Source organism: Cloacibacterium sp. TD35 (genome assembly GCF_028864635.1).
GTDB lineage: Bacteria > Bacteroidota > Bacteroidia > Flavobacteriales > Weeksellaceae > Cloacibacterium.
The window spans coordinates 896802-915975 of the sequence record NZ_CP104850.1 but is presented as its reverse complement, the minus strand read 5'-3'; the positions used below and the strand labels follow the sequence as shown (position 1 = coordinate 915975).

At 30.8% G+C, this 19174-nt stretch carries 20 protein-coding genes; 18 read left to right on the top strand and 2 right to left on the bottom strand.

What is annotated here, in order from left to right; genetic code table 11:
• The first annotated feature begins 40 nt into the window (after positions 1 to 40).
• From N7277_RS04125 to N7277_RS04115, 3 genes are read left to right on the top strand one after another with little or no spacing between them, the layout of a single operon-like run.
• Positions 41 to 892 carry a glycosyltransferase family 2 protein gene (locus tag N7277_RS04125; protein ID WP_274780479.1) on the top strand — a complete coding sequence of 284 codons (852 nt, stop codon included), beginning with the start codon at positions 41 to 43 and terminating at the stop codon, positions 890 to 892.
• Positions 889 to 1914 (top strand): hypothetical protein, encoded by a 1026-nt coding sequence (locus N7277_RS04120; RefSeq protein WP_274780478.1) that lies wholly within the window; start codon positions 889 to 891, stop codon positions 1912 to 1914. The genes N7277_RS04125 and N7277_RS04120 overlap by 4 nt, the downstream gene beginning before the upstream one ends.
• On the top strand, positions 1914 to 2996 hold the full coding sequence (locus N7277_RS04115) for a glycosyltransferase (RefSeq protein WP_274780477.1): 1083 nt from the start codon (positions 1914 to 1916) through the stop codon (positions 2994 to 2996). Before N7277_RS04120 ends, N7277_RS04115 begins: the two co-directional genes overlap by 1 nt.
• On the opposite strand, the gene glf is transcribed toward N7277_RS04115, so the two are convergent.
• On the bottom strand, positions 2993 to 4102 hold the full coding sequence (gene glf / locus N7277_RS04110) for a UDP-galactopyranose mutase (protein WP_274780476.1): 1110 nt from the start codon (positions 4100 to 4102) through the stop codon (positions 2993 to 2995). The two genes, N7277_RS04115 and glf, sit on opposite strands and share 4 nt — an antisense overlap.
• Before the next feature lie 69 nt (positions 4103 to 4171).
• Between glf and N7277_RS04105 the strand changes: the two genes are divergently transcribed.
• The 4 genes from N7277_RS04105 to N7277_RS04090 are packed head-to-tail and all read left to right on the top strand — an operon-like array spanning position 4172 to position 7697.
• Entirely contained in the window at positions 4172 to 5173 is a 1002-nt protein-coding gene (locus N7277_RS04105) for a glycosyltransferase family 2 protein (protein WP_274780475.1), read from the top strand.
• Between the two features lie 9 nt (positions 5174 to 5182).
• On the top strand, positions 5183 to 6223 hold the full coding sequence (locus tag N7277_RS04100) for an acyltransferase family protein (RefSeq protein WP_274780474.1): 1041 nt from the start codon (positions 5183 to 5185) through the stop codon (positions 6221 to 6223).
• On the top strand, positions 6220 to 7023 hold the full coding sequence (locus N7277_RS04095) for a glycosyltransferase family 32 protein (RefSeq protein ID WP_274780473.1): 804 nt from the start codon (positions 6220 to 6222) through the stop codon (positions 7021 to 7023). The genes N7277_RS04100 and N7277_RS04095 overlap by 4 nt, the downstream gene beginning before the upstream one ends.
• Entirely contained in the window at positions 7020 to 7697 is a 678-nt protein-coding gene (locus N7277_RS04090) for an NAD-dependent epimerase/dehydratase family protein (RefSeq protein ID WP_274780472.1), read from the top strand. Before N7277_RS04095 ends, N7277_RS04090 begins: the two co-directional genes overlap by 4 nt.
• On the opposite strand, the gene N7277_RS04085 is transcribed toward N7277_RS04090, so the two are convergent.
• Positions 7694 to 8692, bottom strand: coding sequence for a glycosyltransferase (locus tag N7277_RS04085; RefSeq protein ID WP_274780471.1), 999 nt, complete (start codon positions 8690 to 8692; stop codon positions 7694 to 7696). The two genes, N7277_RS04090 and N7277_RS04085, sit on opposite strands and share 4 nt — an antisense overlap.
• 82 nt (positions 8693 to 8774) lie before the next feature.
• Between N7277_RS04085 and N7277_RS04080 the strand changes: the two genes are divergently transcribed.
• From N7277_RS04080 to N7277_RS04030, 11 genes are all read left to right on the top strand, one after another.
• The gene (locus N7277_RS04080) at positions 8775 to 9329 is read left to right on the top strand and encodes an acyltransferase (protein WP_274780470.1); all 555 of its coding nucleotides are present in this window, start codon (positions 8775 to 8777) and stop codon (positions 9327 to 9329) included.
• A gap of 98 nt (positions 9330 to 9427) precedes the next feature.
• Positions 9428 to 10540, top strand: coding sequence for a glycosyltransferase family 4 protein (locus tag N7277_RS04075; protein ID WP_274780469.1), 1113 nt, complete (start codon positions 9428 to 9430; stop codon positions 10538 to 10540).
• Between the two features lie 8 nt (positions 10541 to 10548).
• Positions 10549 to 11352 carry a glycosyltransferase family 2 protein gene (locus N7277_RS04070; RefSeq protein WP_274780468.1) on the top strand — a complete coding sequence of 268 codons (804 nt, stop codon included), beginning with the start codon at positions 10549 to 10551 and terminating at the stop codon, positions 11350 to 11352.
• A 47-nt stretch (positions 11353 to 11399) separates the two neighbouring features.
• Positions 11400 to 12365 carry a glycosyltransferase family 2 protein gene (locus N7277_RS04065; protein ID WP_274780467.1) on the top strand — a complete coding sequence of 322 codons (966 nt, stop codon included), beginning with the start codon at positions 11400 to 11402 and terminating at the stop codon, positions 12363 to 12365.
• Positions 12365 to 13531, top strand: coding sequence for a glycosyltransferase (locus N7277_RS04060; RefSeq protein WP_274780466.1), 1167 nt, complete (start codon positions 12365 to 12367; stop codon positions 13529 to 13531). The genes N7277_RS04065 and N7277_RS04060 overlap by 1 nt, the downstream gene beginning before the upstream one ends.
• Positions 13532 to 13595: 64 nt before the next feature.
• A complete protein-coding gene (locus N7277_RS04055; RefSeq protein ID WP_274780465.1) occupies positions 13596 to 14510 on the top strand; it encodes a glycosyltransferase family 2 protein in 915 nt (304 codons plus the stop codon).
• A 1-nt stretch (position 14511) separates the two neighbouring features.
• Positions 14512 to 15681 carry a glycosyltransferase gene (locus tag N7277_RS04050; RefSeq protein ID WP_274780464.1) on the top strand — a complete coding sequence of 390 codons (1170 nt, stop codon included), beginning with the start codon at positions 14512 to 14514 and terminating at the stop codon, positions 15679 to 15681.
• 68 nt (positions 15682 to 15749) lie between these two features.
• Positions 15750 to 16301, top strand: a complete 552-nt coding sequence (locus N7277_RS04045; RefSeq protein WP_274780463.1) for a serine O-acetyltransferase — start codon at positions 15750 to 15752, stop codon at positions 16299 to 16301.
• A gap of 125 nt (positions 16302 to 16426) precedes the next feature.
• Complete coding sequence (locus tag N7277_RS04040) at positions 16427 to 17104, top strand: carbonic anhydrase (protein ID WP_104793183.1); 678 nt, start codon at positions 16427 to 16429, stop codon at positions 17102 to 17104.
• Between the two features lie 13 nt (positions 17105 to 17117).
• Positions 17118 to 17411: a hypothetical protein gene (locus tag N7277_RS04035; protein WP_069800120.1), complete on the top strand. Its 294-nt coding sequence runs from the start codon at positions 17118 to 17120 to the stop codon at positions 17409 to 17411.
• A 148-nt stretch (positions 17412 to 17559) separates the two neighbouring features.
• Entirely contained in the window at positions 17560 to 19149 is a 1590-nt protein-coding gene (locus N7277_RS04030) for a SulP family inorganic anion transporter (protein WP_274780462.1), read from the top strand.
• The last annotated feature ends 25 nt before the right edge of the window (positions 19150 to 19174 follow it).

Genomic DNA, 19174 nt, shown 5'->3' with positions numbered 1-19174 from the left:
ACTCCTATATCCACTAATTTAAATAAAATGGTTATTTTTGATGAAATTTAAAACAATGCCTTTAATTTCTGTAATCGTTCCTTGTTACAATCAAGCGCAGTATTTAGACGAATGTCTGCAATCTGTACTCGACCAAACCTACCGAAATTGGGAGTGTATCATTGTAAATGATGGCAGCCCAGATCATACGGAAGAAGTTGCAAAAAAATGGACAGAAAAAGATACTCGTTTTAAATACCTATACAAAGAAAACGGAGGACTCTCTTCTGCTAGAAACGCAGGGATAGAAATGGCAAAAGGAGAATGGATTCTTCCTCTAGATGCAGATGATAAAATAGGTAACCAATATCTAGAATTAGCAGAAAAAGAATTTGGAAAAGATTACACTGTTATTTATTGTGAGGCTGAGCTTTTTGGTAATGAAACTGGGAAATGGCACCTCCCGGAATTCAGTTTAGAAAATTTAGCCAAAAAAAACTGTATTTTTTGTAGTGCTTTTTACAAAAAAGAAGATTGGAAAAAAGTAGGTGGGTATGATATAAACATGATTTATGGTTTAGAGGATTATGAATTTTGGATTTCTCTACTTAAAAATAAAAAAACTAATACAGTAAAAAAACTCCATCAGACTCTTTTTTATTATAGAGTAAAAGAAAACTCTATGCTTACCAATCTAAAGAGTGAGAGAATTAATAAAATGTTTAATTACATTTCTAAAAAACATACAGATTTTTTTTTAGAACATTTAGGGAATTTTAATGAACTGTTCCTATTACAAGAGAGGACCCTAAAGAAATACAATAAACTTGTGAACTCTAAAAAATTAAAATTTTTAGAATTTATTCTTAAGCCTTATGATAATTTTATAAAATATATTAAACAGAAGAGATGATTAAGAAACAAGATAGAATTTTAATCATAGATTTATGCGTATTACCAAAAGAATGTATTAATTTTTTACATTCTAAAGAAATAAATGCCACACTATTGCAATTCTCTACACCTAAGGAGCATGTTTATGGAAGTTCTTTATTTGAGCGTATAGAGAATATTTTCCAAAGAATTGTACTTAGAAATAAAAATTTTAGCTATACTTTAAAATACAGAGCTCATAAGAAACACTACGTCTCCGAACTAAAAAAATTTCTTAAACATCATAAGTGTTTTGATTATTGCTTGATCATCAGACCTGACACATTCGATATTGCATTTTTTAAAACGCTTCAAAAAAAAACAAAATATAACATAGGTTACATGTGGGATGCAATGAATGATTACAAATATTCTGAGCTCATTAAAACCAAAAAATTTCTAAAGAAAATCCTAGTTTTTGAGGAAACAGATTTAGTGAAATATCCCCAAATTAATGGCATAAAAGGCTCTAATTTTTTTTACGAAATACCTTCTTTTAAGGGGTTAAAAAAAGAAAATCTTGTTTCATACATTGGCCATATCACTACAGAGAGAAGAGATATCTTAATAGATCAGATGATTCCATACTTTTTATCCCAAAATCTTAATTTGGATTTTCAATTAGTCATCAATGTTAACACAGAAAATTCTGAAATAAAAAATAAAAACTGGATTCAGTATAGCAAAATAAGAAAACCTTATACCCATTATCTAAAAATGATGGCAAAATCTAAAGTTAGTTTAGACCTCAGTCCTAGTTATCATGAAGAATTTTCTTTTCGCGTGTATGAATCTATGTACTATGAGACCAAACTTATCACAACTAATAAAAAAATTCTACAATTCCCACTTTATAGAAAAGAGAATTTTTTACTTATTGAAAACCAAGATGATTTAGAAAAAATCCCTGAATTTATCAAAGAAAAATATACACCCTATTCAGAGGAAGAACTAGCTCCCTATAGATTTGACAATTGGCTAATAAATGCTTTTGAATCTTAATGTTGAAACTAAAAAAAATATTGGTGATTTATCAGCCTTGGAGAAGATTTTCCGAAGGTTTACATCTCCCTATGATTGAAAATCTGAAAAAATTAGGTCTAGAAGTTGCGTTTTTAGAGATAGAAAATCCACCAAAATTTCATAATAAAAATTGGGCTGATAAACTGAAAAATATTTATCACAGAATTGTAAAGATAGATAAAACCTACATTTATGTAGCCGAAAAAAAGCATTACAATCGTTTCAACTTAGAGAAATTAAAAGCATTTAAAAATCAAAAATTTGATTTTGTTCTCATCATAAAACCTGATGAATTTACACCAAAATTTATCAAAAAGGCATCTGAATTAGGCCAAATAACTGCTGGTTACATTTGGGACGGAATAAGACCTTTTTTCTTAGAAAGTCTACATAAAAGTAGAAAATATTTCACGTATCTTTATTCTTTTGACCAAAACGATATCAAGAAATTCCCAGAGCTGAAAATGGATTTTTTGACCAATTATTATGTTTTTGATAAAAACAGAGAAAATTACATTATTAAAAAACTTGATTTATATTACATAGGCGCTCTTGGCGGTAAATTACCTGAACAAAGACGTGATGTATTGCTAGAAAAATTACTAAAAAACTTCACTGGAAAAACCGAAGTTAAAATTCATTTGGAGAAAAATTTCCTCTTAAATGAAGAAGAAAAACTGAAAAACCCAAAGATAGAATACATCTACGATTACGTTTCTTATCAAGAAGCGATGGAGAAAACCAAGTCTTCTAGAATTGTAATAGATATTAGAAAAAAACATCACATTGGGTTATCTTTTCGCTTCTTCGAATGTATGTACTACGAAGTAAAACTCATCACAGACAATGAAACGGTGAAAAACTATGATTTCTACCGACCAGAAAATATTTTAATCGTAGACTTTAACAAGATAGATGAATATCAAGACCAAATTAAGCATTTCATCTCTGTTCCTTATCAAAAACTACCTCCAGAAATTTTGGAAAAATACAGCATCAAAAACTGGGTGAAATATATTTTCAGAATTGGTGATTATCAAAAAATAGAATATTTAGGTTAATTTTTAGCAGGAATTTTTTTCATTTTTGCTAATGCAGAACCTACAATTTGGTGCATATCATAATATTTATACTCCGCTAGCCTTCCTCCGAAAATCACATTTTCTAACACTTCTGCTTTCTTCTTGTAGTTACTGTAAATCGAATTATTCACCTCATCGTTTACAGGGTAATAAGGCTCTAGATTTTCGTTCCAATCTTGTGGATATTCTCTCGTAATAATAGTCTTTTCCTGAGTCCCGAATTCGAAATGTTTATGCTCTATAATTCTGGTAAAAGCTTCTTCGTGAGAGGTATAATTTACCACTGCATTTCCTTGAAAATTCTCCATATCTAAGGTTTCATTCTCAAATCTTAGGCTTCTGTAATTCAGTTTTCCTAATTCATAATTAAAGAATTTATCTATAGGACCTGTGTAAATAATATTTTCGGTAAGATTTTCGAAGTGCGCTGTATTTTCAAAGAAATCTGTTTCCAATTGTACTTCTATTCCTTCTAATAATTTTTCAAAAATTTTAGTATAACCACCCATAGGAATTCCTTGAAATCTATCATTGAAATAGTTATTGTCAAAAGTAAATCTCACAGGTAATCTCTTGATGATGAAAGCAGGCAGTTCTGTAGCTTTTACTCCCCATTGTTTCTCGGTGTATTCTTTGATGAGCAATTTATAAATATCATCTCCTACTAATTTTAGTGCTTGTTCTTCTAAATTTTTGGGAGTAATATCTTTGTACTTTTCTGTCTGTTCTGCAATTTTATCGGCAGCTTCTTTTGGGGTTTTTACGCCCCAAATTTGATAGAATGTATTCATATTAAATGGCAAATTGTACAATTTCCCATTATTAATTGCCACTGGTGAATTGGTATATCTGTTAAACTCTACCAAAGCGTTTACATAATCCCAAATTTCTTGATCATTGGTATGAAAAATATGCGCTCCGTATTTGTGTACATTTATGCCTTCTACATTTTCGGTATAGCAATTTCCTGCAATGTGATTTCGTTTTTCTATCACCAAACATTTATATCCTTTCTTAGTCAGTTCAAACGCAGAAATCGCTCCAAAAAACCCCGCTCCTACAATTAGATAGTCATACTTTTTCATACTTTCTCAAAATTTTTGTAAAGATATTATTTTTTAAATCTTTACATTTGTTTTTGCTAAAATTTACCTATGAATCCTAAAATTTCTGTAATTGTTCCCATTTACAATGTAGAAAAATACTTAGAAAAATGTATTTCTTCTCTTCTTGGCCAAAGTTTTACTGATTTTGAACTGATTTTAGTAAATGATGGGTCACCAGACAATTGCGGAAAAATTTGTGATGAGTTTAAAGAAAAAGACCCTAGAATTACAGTTCTTCATCTGGAAAACGGCGGCGTTTGTAGAGCTAGAAATAAAGGAATGGAACTCGCAACTGGGGATTTTTATGTTTTTGTAGATTCTGATGACTGGGTAGAAAAAGATTATCTCAAAGATTTTGTAGATCACATAGAAGATTACGAAACGCTCATTATACAAGATTGTAATCGTGATAATAACGAGAAGTCTGAAACACATTTTTTTGGATTTCAGAATAAATCTTTTGTCTTAAAAGAAGATTTCGGGAAATTATTTCACGAAAACGCACATTACGTTCCTGGTGGTTATCCTTGGAATAAAATTTATTCTGCTAAAATCATCAAAGAAAATAATCTGCAATTCGATCCTGCCATAAAATTAGCAGATGATGAAAAATGGAATTTTGAATATTTCGTTTACATCAAAAAAATGAAATTCATTGATAAGGCAAATTATCATTACATCTATAATCCAGGTTCTATTTCTAACCAAAAAAGACCTTTCGATAGAGAACTTACACGTTTTGAGTTCAAAACAAAATTCTTTGATTTCGCTCTTAAAAATTATCAAATTTCTGAAACCGATAAGAAAAAAATAATCGCTGAAGTTGAAAAGCATTTCCGAATTAATATTCTAGATAGAATGTATAAAAACGATGTCTCCAAGGAAGAAAGATTATCTCAATTGAAAGAAATTTCAAAACTTTCTAATGCTGCACTTCAATTTTTACAAAGTGATTTAAAATTCAGGAAAATAGATTATTCATTGCTCAGAAATAGAAAAATTCATCTTTTTGATGTTTTTAAAAATATGAGATTAAAATTGAATGCTTAAATTCAAATAATGAGCAAAATTTACCGCGAAAATAATTTTGATTTTTTAAGACTACTCTTTTCTTGCTTAGTAGTTTATTCTCATTCATTTCACATGTTAGGAACTAAAGAATTTCTATATGATTGGTCTAATGAGCAAATAGGAGTTGGACCACTATCAGTAAAATGTTTTTTTATCATTAGTGGCTATCTTATTTTCCAGAGCTTAGAAAGAAGCAAAAATCTTATAGATTACTATTGGAAAAGAATTTTAAGACTTTTTCCCGGCTTATTAGCAATGTTAACATTTGTAGTTTTAATAATTATCCCTTTAACTTATGATTACCACATTCCTTTGTTAAAAAACACAGAATACTTGACTTATCTTCCTAAAAATTTTCTTTTATATCCTTTTCAAGATTCCATAAAAGGTGTTTTCGCAGGAAATCATACTCAAGGAATCAATGGTAGTTTATGGTCTTTACCATATGAATTTACCATGTACATCATTATCTCATTATTAATTATTTTCAGTAAAAAAAATAGATTATTCATAATTAGCTTTTTATTCATTTGTTTTTTATTGCTTGCTAATTTTAAGCAAAATTTTCTACATACTTTATTTTCTAGTTTATTACTAAGTTCTACTCATTTTTATGATTTGGCTTGTTTTTTCTTAGCAGGTTCTATTTTTTCTTATGTAGATTTTAGTAAAATTAAATTTAAAAATTTTCTCATCTTTACATGTATTATCATCCTGACAATCAGTTTATTTTTAAATCAATTTTACATTTTAAAATATTTATTTTTACCACCATTAATTTTGTTTTTTGGGAATTATTCTACTCCATATATCAATAAAATTGGTTCTAAAATTGGTGACACATCTTACGGAATTTACATTTATGGTTTTCCTATTCAGCAAACGTTACTTTATTTTTTTAATCTCAGTTTACTAGAGCATATTGTTTTCAGTTTATTAATTACCTTTGTTTTAGGATATATTTCATGGCACTTAATTGAAAAGAGAGCATTGACTTATAAAAATTTATTTTCAAAAAACACAAAATGATTCCTAAAAAAATACATTATTTCTGGTTTGGAAGAGGTGAAAAGTCTCCTCTTGTAAAGCATTGTATAGAAAGTTGGCAAAAAATCCAACCTGATTTTGAAATCATAGAATGGACAGAAGATAACTTTGATGTAAATCAATGCGAATTCTCCCAAAAAGCCTACGAAAATAAAAAATGGGCTTACGTTTCAGATTTTGCAAGAGCTAAAATCCTCTTCGAACATGGTGGTTTTTATTTAGATACGGACATGGAACTGAAACTTCCGCTCAATGAATTTTTAGAAAATCAAGCTATTTGTGGCTTTGAAATGAAGGGAATTCCTTATTCTGCATTTTGGGGAGTAGAAAAAAATCATAAATTGGCAAAAGACATTCTACAATATTATTTAGATAAAAATACATTCGAGGAAATTCCGAATACCCAAATTTTCTCTGATTTATTGGTCAAAAAATATGGAGCTGATGCTGAAAAAGACGTTTTTCAGGAATTGAAATTCGGAGTAAAACTTTATCCTTCCACTTATTTTTCGCTTGATTTACCGAAGAATTACATTGCACATCATTTTTCTGGTTCTTGGCATGGAGCATGGAGCGAAGAAAAAAACACCTATAAAAATCTAGTCAATACGTATGGTTTGATGAAACTTTTCTCTGAAATTCCAGATGGAAAAGCCAATGTAAAAAACGTAGTGTACAATCATCAAAAAATGGAAATTGACCAAATTTTAAATCAAATTCCGCTTTCTTATTTAGTGAAATATGTAAAAAATCAAATTCTTAAAAAACTAAAAATCAAATGATTGTAGGAAACGGACTCATTGCGAATTTATTTAAAAACGATGACAGAGAAAATGTAGTTTTCTTTGCAAGTGGCGTTTCTAACTCTCTAGAAACCGAAAAATCTGCATTTCTGCGAGAAGAAAACCTTCTTAGAAGACACCTAACAGAAAATCCTGAAAAAATTTTCATTTACTTTTCTACCTGTAGTATTTATGATTCCTCTAAAAATGGAAGTCTCTACGTAAATCATAAACTAAAAATGGAGCGATTGGTAGAAGATTTGGCACATAAATATTTAATTCTCCGCGTGAGTAACGCAGTTGGCAAAGGTGGAAACCCAAACCTTTTGATGAATTATTTAGTAAATTCTGTGAAAGAAGAAAAAATCATCAATGTACATACTTTGGCCACCAGAAACCTTATTGACGCAGATGACATTAAAAATATTACGTTAGAATTAATTGACCAAGGAAGATTAAACCAAATCATTAATGTAGCTTATTTGGAAAATTTCTCAACTTCAGAAATTTTAGAAATTTTAGAAAAATTCTTCTCTAAAAATGCCAAAACAGAACTACACAAAAGCGGACAAACGTATAAAATCTCTATTCCAGAAGTAGAGCAATATTTCATCAAACATCAGCTGACCAACAAGGAAAATTATCTGCTGAGAATTTTAGAAAGGTATTACTAATTCCCAAATCTTTTTCTGAAAATTTTATACCCTAAATCTGTCGGTAGATTTTGTAAAAAGTTCTTCTTTTTAGTATCCTTAGAAAAGTCAGAACTCCAATAATCTGCAAAAGCTAGAGAAGCGATTTTTTTGTAGGCATCATAACTGTACTTCCAGAGTTTCTCATTTTTCTGCGCCTTCCAATTCATGAGAAGCGTCAAATCTTTATAATCGATGATATACGCTAAAATTTGTTTTTTACGCTCAGGATTTTTCTCTTTTTGATAATGCTTTTCAAAAATTTGTGAAATCGTAATCCAGTTATCAAAATGTTTTTTCTTTCGATTATGAATCACAGAATCTTGATGAAGATAGTAGATATACGTGTAATCTTGCAGAAAACAAACCGATTCTAAAACCAAGGCTGTTTCAAAACTTTGGAGTGAATCTTGCGCAAAAAGTCCGGGTGTAAAATACAATTGATTTTGCTTCAAAAAATCCATAAGGATTAGCTTATTCCAAGACGGAACAGGAAATTTACCTTGAATAAAAAAGTCAAAAATCTGTTTATTTCCTTCTATTTTTTTCTCAGTAATTGCTAGTTTGAAAGCATCGGTTTCTTCTCCTGTGTCTAATTTTATGGTTTTTACATTTCCGCAAACCATTTGTACTTGTTCACGTTCTGCAATTTCCACCATTTTCGAGATGCAATCTGGCGTAATTTCGTCATCAGAATCTAGAAAGAAAATATATTTTCCTTGAGCGTTATCAATTCCTACATTTCTCACGACTGAAAGCCCAGAATTTTTCTTATTTTTTAAAATTTTGAAATTTAAATGAAGATTTTTCTGAACAAAATCTTCTACTAAAAGCATACTGTCATCATTTCCTAAATCATCCACCAAAAGTATTTCTAAATTCTGATACGTTTGGCTCACTACCGATTTCAAGCAATTAATAATATAATTTTCGCATTGATAAATGGGTATAGAAATGGTAACTAAAGGAAGATTCATGGATGGGACTTAGTTTAAAACATTTGTTAATAAGCAAAAATAGAATTATTTTGATAAATTTGTAATAGAAAACCGATGAAAAATGAAATCTTTACTGATTAAACTCTATAATCTCCAAAAAAAATTAATTTCTGAAGACCAGAGAAAAAAATTCTTTAAAAACAAAAAAAGTAGCGTTCATTCTTCTTTTAAATTAGGCACTAACAATTATATCTACATTTCTGAAAACGCAGAAATTACCATAGAAGAAGGAGTAACCATCAATGAATCCAATAATATTGCTCTCAAGAAAAATGGTAAGTTCATCATCGGCAAAAACACCTATATTACAAGAGCTACCATTGCGTGCTATGAAAAAATAGAAATTGGCGAAAATTGTATTTTGGGGGAGGGAATGAAAATTTTCGACCATAATCATCAATATACTACCGAACCTTTCTCTGTATCTAAAACAGAATTTAATACCGCTCCTGTAAAACTCGGAAACAACGTTTGGACTGGTGCTAATTGCATCATTTTAAAAGGAGTAACAATAGGCGACAATGTAATTCTTGGAGCGGGCTGTGTAATTCACAAAGATATTCCTGCTAATTCTATCGTGATTAATAAACAAGAATTGGTAATAAAACCAATGTGAAAAACAAATGTAAACCTTATGGTAACACTATTTCAATTATAGAATATTAATGCCATTCTAAGATTTATAAGTTTTTTCTTAAAAAATTAAACCATATAATGACTAAAAAAATTAAAATAGCAATAGCAACTTCTCACAGATTTAAACCAATGGGCACATTCAGTAAGAATTATGAAGAATTGCTACCCTTTGAAAAAATAACTTTATTTGGAGGGTTTTTACCTTATTTTTATAAAGGTACATCTAAATTTCATCAAAAAATTATTCGTTATTTTTTCACATTAATTTCTTTTAAAAATCAAAAAAAGATTGATAAATTAATAAAAAACAGATTTAAAAAAATTTTGAAAAAGGAAAATATAGATTGTGTTTTAGCAGAGTTTTTTTACACTGGCTCTTCAATCAAAAAAGCTTGCGAAGAACTTAACATTCCTATTGTTTGTAATGTTTTAGGTCATGACATAAATAACACTAAAGAATACAATCAATACTCAGAAAGTTATGCTAAATTAGCGAATTACAACAGCATTGTGGTTCCTGTTGCAAAAAATATGATTCCTAAACTTAAAAAATTAGGTTATAAAGATGAACAAATTGTATATTCTCCTCTTGGAGCAAGAGATGAATTTTTCGAGATTATGCCTAATTATTCTTCTAAAGTTTTTGTGGCCGTTGGAAGATTTGTCAAAATGAAATCTCCCTTATCAACAATAAAAGCGTTCAATGTTGTACTTCAAAAACACCCAGATGCTAAACTTTTTTTTGCAGGTGACGGAGTATTATATAATGAAATGGTAAATTTAATTGAAATACTTAATATTAAAAATTCTGTCGAATTTTTAGGGTGGATATCACAAACTCAACAAACAGATTTATTTGCTAGAAGTACCATTTTTGTTCAACATTCAATAACCACCGAAGAAGGCGATGCGGAGGGAACACCCGTTGCAATTATTGAAGCCTCGGCTTCTGGTCTACCAATTGTATCCACGAAACATGGAGGAATTATTGATACTGTTATTAATGAAAAAACTGGATTTTTAGTTGAAGAAAACGACTGGGAAAGTATGGCAGAAAAAATGATTTATTTACTAGACAATCCTGAAAAAATAAAAGAAATGGGAAAAGAAGGGCGTAAGTTTATTTCTGAAAACTTCTCCATGAGAAAACATGTAGAAACAGTAAGAAAGTGTATAGAAAAATTAACTTAAGATAGCCTATGTTCTCAATTCTCATAGCTCATTACAACAATGCTCATTATTTCAAACAATGCTATGATAGTTTGAAAAAACAAACCTATCAAGATTTTGAAATCATAGTGGTAGACGATTGCTCTACTGATGATTCTTTTGAAAAAATACAAAACTATTGTGATGGTGATTCTAGAGTGAAATTTTTTCAAAATTCAGAAAACAAAGGAGTTGGCTTCACCAAAAAAAGATGTGTAGAAGAAGCATCTGGTGAAATTTGTGGTTTCGTAGATCCAGATGATGCACTTACTGAAAATGCTATAGAAATTTCAGTAAAAGCACATGAAAATAAATGTGTTGCTGCATATTCTCAACTTTATTTTTGTGATGAAAATCTAAATGTGCAGAAGGTTTTCAAAAACACAAAAAAAATAAAAAATAATAACCCATTATTTTTTAACATACAATTTGAAGTTGCACATTTCTTCACTTTTAAGAAAGAATCTTACCTCAAAACTGAAGGAATAAATCCAGATTATAAAGTTGCTGAAGACATCGATTACATTTTAAAACTTTATGAAGTTGGCAATTTCTATTTCATTGAAAAGCCTCTTTATTACTACAGAATTCATAAAAAAGGATTATCACATGACCAAGCAAAAGTAGAACTCAAAAACCAAACTTGGAATATAGTTATTCAAAAGGCTTTAGTAAGAAGAGGAATAAAAAAAATATATGGGAAAAATGCTTCCGAGATTAAAAATATTCAACATTTTATCTTCTCCAAACAAAATACATTTTTCAAAAAATTAATGAGAAAAATTTCATGGTAAATATCTTCATCAAATCTTTTAACCGCCCGTTTTACTTAGATCGCTGTTTGCAAAGCATAGAAAGCTTTGTAGAAGGGGATTTTTGCGTAAAAGTGCTTGATGATGGAACACCAGAAACCTATCTTTCTAAAATCAAAGAAAAGCACCCAAAAATAGAAATCATAAAATCTGAAAATTATCAAAATAAAGTTGCAGCAATTGCAGAAAACTTACAATCTGGAAAGGAAATTGACGGCTTCACTATTCCTACCAATTTATGGTACAGAGCTGCAAAAAACGCTTCGGAATACTTTATCATGATAGAAGATGATGTTTGGTTTACCCACAAAATAAACGTAAATGACTTACAAGAAGCTTGTGAAAAAAATCAAATTTCACTGCTAAAGTTAGGTTGGCTAGGCAACAAAAAGGATGATGAATTTATAGAAATTTCAGAAATAACAGAAGAAATTCTTCGAGTGGAACCGAAAAACTTACTTCTTTTTCCAGAATTTTTTAACGATTTATTCTTTTATAATAAATTCAAGTTTTTCACCATGCTTTACAAATTAGGAATCGTAGATAATACCACAAAACAAAAATATTGGGCGCTCAATTCTATTTTGATGGGATTTTGGCAAAAAGAATATTGGCTACACATTTGGAAAAACGCCAGAGGAAAAGTAGACGAAAAACAACAACTCAGAAATGCTTCTAATTACTACCGAAAACATCAAGACAATCCTAATTTTATTGCAAAATTAGAAAAAGAAGCACTGAAAACCACTTTCCAATCCTCGGCAACCAATTCTTACCATAAATACGGTGATGATTTTGATGTGAATTACTTTAATAATCTCATTAATCAGGCTTGGCTCAATGGTAGTTTTGATGAAATGCAAAATTTTCCTAAAGACTTCTCTTTAGAATATTTTGAGAAATTTTTAGATGAAAAAATAGATAAAACAGCATTTAGAAATTGGGTGCTAAAATTTAAAAATCAGTACAAAAATTTAGGCTGCGAAGTAGAATAATGGAGAATCAAAAAAAAATAAAAGTTCTTTTTAGGCTTCGCTCATTAGAAATGGGCGGAGTTCCTAGAGTGATCCTCGATTTATTGAGAAATTTACCCAAGGATAAATTTGATTTTACCTTGATGCTCAATTTGTATCAAGGCGAATTGGTTACAGAAATTCCGAAAGACATTAAACTCATCGTGGTAGAAAAAGGCCGTGAACAAATGTCGAAAAATCCTTTTATCCAAAAAATTCAACTCGGATTAAGAAGGCTGAAACTAGAAATTTATGACAAATTTCCTTCCGTTTTATATGCTTTAAAAGTAAAGGATGACTTTGACATAGAAGTTTCGCCAGGTTATTCAGAATTTGAAATGGTGCTGAATTCTCCCAACAAAAAAACTAGAAAAATCGGCTGGTTTCATACAGATGTAAGTTATGACACAGACCAAAACAGAGTCATGAAACGCATCAATCTGATGAAAAAATTCGACTGGATGATTTTTGGAGCTGCGCAAACCAGACAAGTGATAGAAGATTTGTACGGCGTTTCTTATCCGAAAAGTTCTGTGATTTACAATGTAATAAAACTTCCAGAAGTAAGAAAAAAAGCAGAAGAATTTCAAGCAGATTTCGAGATAAGACCAACTTTTATTTCTATTGGAAGACTACACCATAGAAAAGGTTATGCAGAACTGATGAAAGTCCATCGCAGACTTTTAGACGAAAATTTGATACATTCCATCGCTGTAATTGGTGGCGGAAACGAGATGGAAAATTTGAAAAATCAAGCAAAAGAATTAGGTGTAGAAAAAACCTTTCTGCTTCTAGATTCTCAAAAAAATCCTTGGCCATATGTAAAAGCGGCTGATTATTTTGTACTTCCTTCAAAATCTGAAAGTTATCCTTTAACGATTGGCGAAGTAATGGGATTGCACAAACCGATTATTTCTACCAACGTGGGCGGGATTCCAGAAATGATAGATGATGGAAAAGACGGAATTTTAGTTAACTTTGATGAAAATGAAATTTTCGAAGCCATGAAAAGGTTTCTTACCGAACCAGAATTGGTCAAAAAAATTATAGAAGGAACTCAGTCTGCCGATAAAAAATTTGATGAAAAGAAAATCTATCAACAAGTCACCGAAGTTTTTGAACAACAATATAAAAAATTAATAAAATAAATTGATGCGAGTTTCGAGTTTCGAGTAAAACCTCGTATCTCGTATCTCGTATCTCGTATCTCCAATGAAAAAAATTACCATTATCACGCCTACTTACAATCGGGCAAAAACGCTTCCAAAGGTTTTTGAATCTCTTCTCAATCAGAGTTTCAAAGATTTTCTTTGGATTGTTTTAGATGATGGTTCCACGGATAATACTTCCACAGTGGTAGAAAATTTCCAACTGATGAATCCTTTTTTTGAAATTATTTATAAAAAAGATAAAAACCGCCATAAATTTCTAACTGTTTTAGAAGGCGTAAAAATGGTGAAAACACCTTATTTTATGGTGGTGGATTCTGATGACGCTTATCCAGAAGACGCTTTGGAAAATTTAATTTCAGAAGTTGAAAAAATAGAAAATCAAGACGATTATATTTCTGTGATGGGACTTTCGGCGGATGAAAACGGTAAAATTGTTGGTGATAAATATCCAAACGAAGGTTTTGATGGAAGCATTTTCGAGATGCGCTACAAATACAAAGTTAGAGGAGATAAATTCGGGATTTTTATTACCAAAACCTATCAAAGAGAAGTTTCTGATAAAGATTTTAGTCATTATGAAGGCAAAGGTTACATTCCACAAAGTGTGATTTTCAATGAGTATGACGCTAGAGGAATTAAGACCAGATTTGCGAATAAAATAGTGCGATTTTACCTAAAAGATGATGACGATGAAGCTTCTGTTTCTAATACAAGATGGAGCGGAAAAAATTTTTTTGGATTGACAGAAGGTCATCTTTCATTTCTCAATTCATACGGAAATCAATTGTTTTTTTATCCAAAAGCATTGCTCAGAAACTTAATTGGCTACCAAACCTATGCTTTAAAAAGTGGAAGAAAAATTCCTACCCTTTTTAATGAGATTAAAAATCCTGTGATTAAAGTTTTAGGAATTCTAACACTCCCTTTTTCAATAATTTATAAAAAATTAAAATAATTTGGAAAAGAAAAAAATCCTCATCAGAATTGGTTCTCTACGTCACGGTGGCGCAGAAAAAGTTCTCGTGACTTTTCTTAAAAATCTTCCAAAAGATAAGTATGAAATCGATTTACTGCTGAATTTATACTCTGGGAAATATCTTGCAGAAGTTCCTGATTGGATTAGTGTACTTTATCTGAACAAAGGTGAAATGATTACCACCAACAGAATTCAGGATATTCCGAAGAAAGCGTATCGTGTTTTGTATCAAAAATTATTGAAGAAATTTCCGAAAATTCTCTACTCCACGGTTCTTAAAAATAAGAAATATGATGTAGAATTTGCTGCAATTCACGGAATGAGAGATGACATTCTGGATTCTCCTATCAAATCTTCTAAAAAAATTGTTTGGATTCACAATGACTTAAGAAAAACTAAATTTCACAATTACACAGACCAAGAAATTCGCAAGTTTTTTGGCTTTGATAAAATCATGGTGATTTCTGAACACATCCAAAAAGATTTTGAAAGTTTAGTCCAAAACGAAGTCGAAAAATCAAAAATTGTGAGGATTTATAATCCTTTGGATACTGAAGAAATCTTATTAAAGAGCCAAGATCCAAGAATCAAGAATCAAGACCAACAAACGACAACTGACAAACAGCAACCAACCTTTGTTTCTGTTGGAACCGTTTTTCCACAAAAAGGGTTTGATAGATTGTTGAAAGTCCATAAAAAATTGCTTGATGAAGGGTTTAAACATCGGATTCAAATCATTGGTGATGGATATGATTTTGAAAACATTAAGAATTTAAAAACGGAATTAGGTGTTAACGAAACTGCAGAAATGTTGGGCTTTACAGATAATCCTTACCCTTCTATTAAAGCAGCAGATTTTTACATATTGAGTTCTAGATACGAAGGTTTCCCTACCGTTTTATTTGAAGCCATCACCTTGAAAAAAAATATAATTGCAACTGATGTTTCGGGAGTTCAAGAAATGTTAGAAAATGGAAATCTTGGCCTCATCGTAGAAAATTCTGAAGAAGGAATTTACGAGGGCATGAAAAAAGCATTGACTGAACCTGATTTTTTTGAACAATATCAAGAAAACTTGAAAGAGTATAAAATGCCTTTCAACCTAGAAAATTCTGTAAATAAAATTATGGAAATTATTGATTATATTTGATACGAGATACGAGTTTCGAGTTACGAAATTTACCACGGAACTCGTATCCCGAAACTCGAAACTAAAAAATGAATTACTCAATCATCCAAAAAGATTTTTACAGAGAAAGCGGAAAATGGCTTTCAACAGGTGAAATTTGGGCAAAATGCATCAATCCTAATTTGCATTACGTTTATCTTTTGAGAAAATGCCAACAACACTACAAGAAATCGGTTTTAGGGATTTTTTGGAGATTCGTTTTGCGCCACCATCAGATTAAATACGGTTTTCAAATTTATCCAGAAACTCAAATTGGGGAAGGTTTTTATCTAGGACATTGGGGAACTGTGGTAATTAATCCAAAAGTGAAAATTGGCAAGAACTGTAATATTATGCATGGCGTAACTATCGCACAAGCCAATCGTGGAAAACATGTAGGCGTTCCAGAAATTGGAAACGAAGTTTGGATTGGCACAAATGCTGTCATCGTTGGAAAAATAAAAGTTGGGAATAATGTCTTAATCGCTCCAAATGTTTATCTCAACACAGATGTTCCCGACAATTCTGTAGTAGTAGGAAATCCTGCTCAAATTATATCAAAACTTAATGCTACTGAAGATTATATCAATCATAAAGTATAAATTTGCACGAGAATTAGACTGTTAAAAAGTCTTAAAGTCCTTATTTTGGAATAAAAATTGATGCTATCTATCGGAATTTAGATGTATTTAGAAATTTTTTATTCTACATTTGTAAATGAAAAATTATGGGTAAAAGCTACGAAACTATTTTCGAAAATAATAGAAAATGGGTTGAAGAAAAACTCGGTCAAGATGCTGATTTTTTTAAAAAATTAGCAGAAGGTCAAAGTCCAGAATATCTTTACATAGGTTGCAGCGACAGTCGTGCAACCGCAGAAGAATTAATGGGCATGAAACCCGGCGAAGTTTTTGTGCATAGAAATATTGCCAATTTAGTGAATACCCTTGATATGAGTTCTACTGCTGTCATTCAATATGCAGTACAACATTTAAAGGTAAAACACATTATTGTTTGTGGCCATTATGGTTGCGGTGGTGTAAAAGCAGCGATGACGCCTCAAGATTTTGGATTAATGAATCCTTGGCTAAGAACCATCAGAGATGTTTACAGATTGCACCAAGAAGAATTAGACGCGATAAAAGACGAGCAATTACGCTATGATAGATTGATTGAACTGAATGTTCAAGAGCAATGCATCAACGTTATTAAAATGGCTTGCGTACAAGAAAGATATATTTTAGACCAATATCCTATAGTTCACGGTTGGGTTTTCGACCTCAAAACAGGGAAATTAATTGACTTAAATATAGATTTCGAAGAAATATTGAAAAATATTCAAAAAGTTTATGACCTAACCAATTCTGATTGGGTGATGAGCAGAAAAAATAATAAAAACTTCTAAGAAAGTTTACGATATGAAGTATTTGAGCATTTTTGTTCTGGCAGTTTTCATCAATTTTACAGCTTTACCAAGTATCGCTGTGATTTTTGATTGGGAAATTCCTACGCTCAATAATAATATTTCAGAAGAAGAGGTTAAAAATAATCTCGCCAATTACAATGAAAAGTTTCCGCCAAAACCTTATAATTCTAAAGATTTTATTGGCGTTTTCTTTTCTGATAAAAAAATCAGCAAATACATCCTTAAGGACGATTCTATTCATCTAAGTCCTTTTAAATCGATTTTTTCTCCGCCTCCGGAAGTTTAATTTCTAAAATTTCATAGGAAAATTATGCCCTTTTTTCAAAAAAAATGGGCTGTTCCTTGACGCTTTTTAACAAATTAAATTTTCAAACATTAGAATTGATTACTTACATCTAAGTAATTGATTGTAAATACATATCGATATTCATACAATGAAAAAAACAAACACTTTATTCGGCGGAATAAAAGAAAATATTCCTTCGGGAATTGTAGTATTTCTCGTAGCATTACCACTCTGTTTAGGTATTGCATTAGCATCTGGTGCACCACCACTTTCTGGAATTTTAGCAGGAATTGTGGGTGGTATCGTGATAGGATTCATCAGTAATTCACACATTTCTGTTTCTGGACCAGCTGCAGGTTTAGCAGCCATCGTATTAGGAGCAATAACCGATTTAGGAAGCTTCGAATTATTTTTAACTGCAGGTTTAATTGCAGGTTTTATACAATTAGCACTTGGTTTTCTAAGAGCAGGAAGTATTTCTAACTATTTCCCCAATAACGTTATCGAAGGAATGTTAGCCGGAATTGGTGTTATTATCATTTTAAAACAAATTCCACACGCTTTAGGATACGACAAAGATTTTGAAGGCAATCAACAAATTTTTGATGGTTTTAACTTGGGAGAATATTTCACCAACCTTTTTAATGCCATTACACCTGGAGCCTTTTTGGTAACGATTATTTCATTGGCTATTCTTATTACATGGAAAAAAGTAAACTTTCTCAAAAAAATAAAACTTTTACCAGGAGCTTTAGTAGCGGTAATTGTTGGGATTTTGTTCAATGAAGTTTTCAGAGGAAGCGCGCTAGAAATTTCTAGAGAACATTTGGTTACACTTCCGGTTCCGCAATCGGTAGAAGATTTTAAAAACTTAATCACTTTTCCTGATTTCTCAGGATTTCTGAATCCGCAAGTTTGGATTATTGGTGCAACTATCGCAGTAGTAGCTTCCATAGAAACATTATTATGTATAGAAGCTGCAGATAGAATGGACGTACACAAAAGAATAACAGATACTAACTTAGAATTGAAAGCACAAGGTATTGGCAACTTAGTTTCTTCTTTTATTGGAGGTTTACCTATGACTTCGGTGGTAGTAAGAACTTCTGCAAATGCTAATGCTGGTGCAACAAGTAAAATTTCGGCTATTGTTCATGGTATTTTATTGTTAGTATCTGTTTTATCTATTCCATTTTTATTGAACAAAATTCCTTTGGCGACTTTAGCAGCAGTTTTATTAATGGTAGGTTATAAATTAGCAAGTCCTGCAAAACTTAGCCATTTCTGGAGCAAAGGAAAATATCAATTTATCCCTTTCATCGCTACTATTATTGCGGTGGTGGCATTAGATTTATTAAAAGGGGTAGGAATTGGTTTAGCCATCAGTATTCTTTTCTTGTTGCTCGGAAATATGAAACGGGCCTATTATTTAAGTAGAGAAGAATTAGAAAGCGCTGATGAAATAACCATTGATTTGGCAGAAGAAGTTTCTTTCTTAAACAAAGCAGCCATCAAAAAAACGCTTAAAAATATTAAACCCAACTCTAGAGTGATTATTAATGCTAAAAAAACTTCTTATGTCTCTGATGATATTATCGACTTAATCTCTGATTTTGCTAATGTAAGAGCCAGAGAAGAAGATATAGAAGTAGTTTTAGAAGGTTTCAAAACTTCTTACAAAGAATATGAAAACGACCAACATTCACATATTACTATTTCACACAGAAGGGTTATTTAAAAAAATATCATAACTTCATACATAT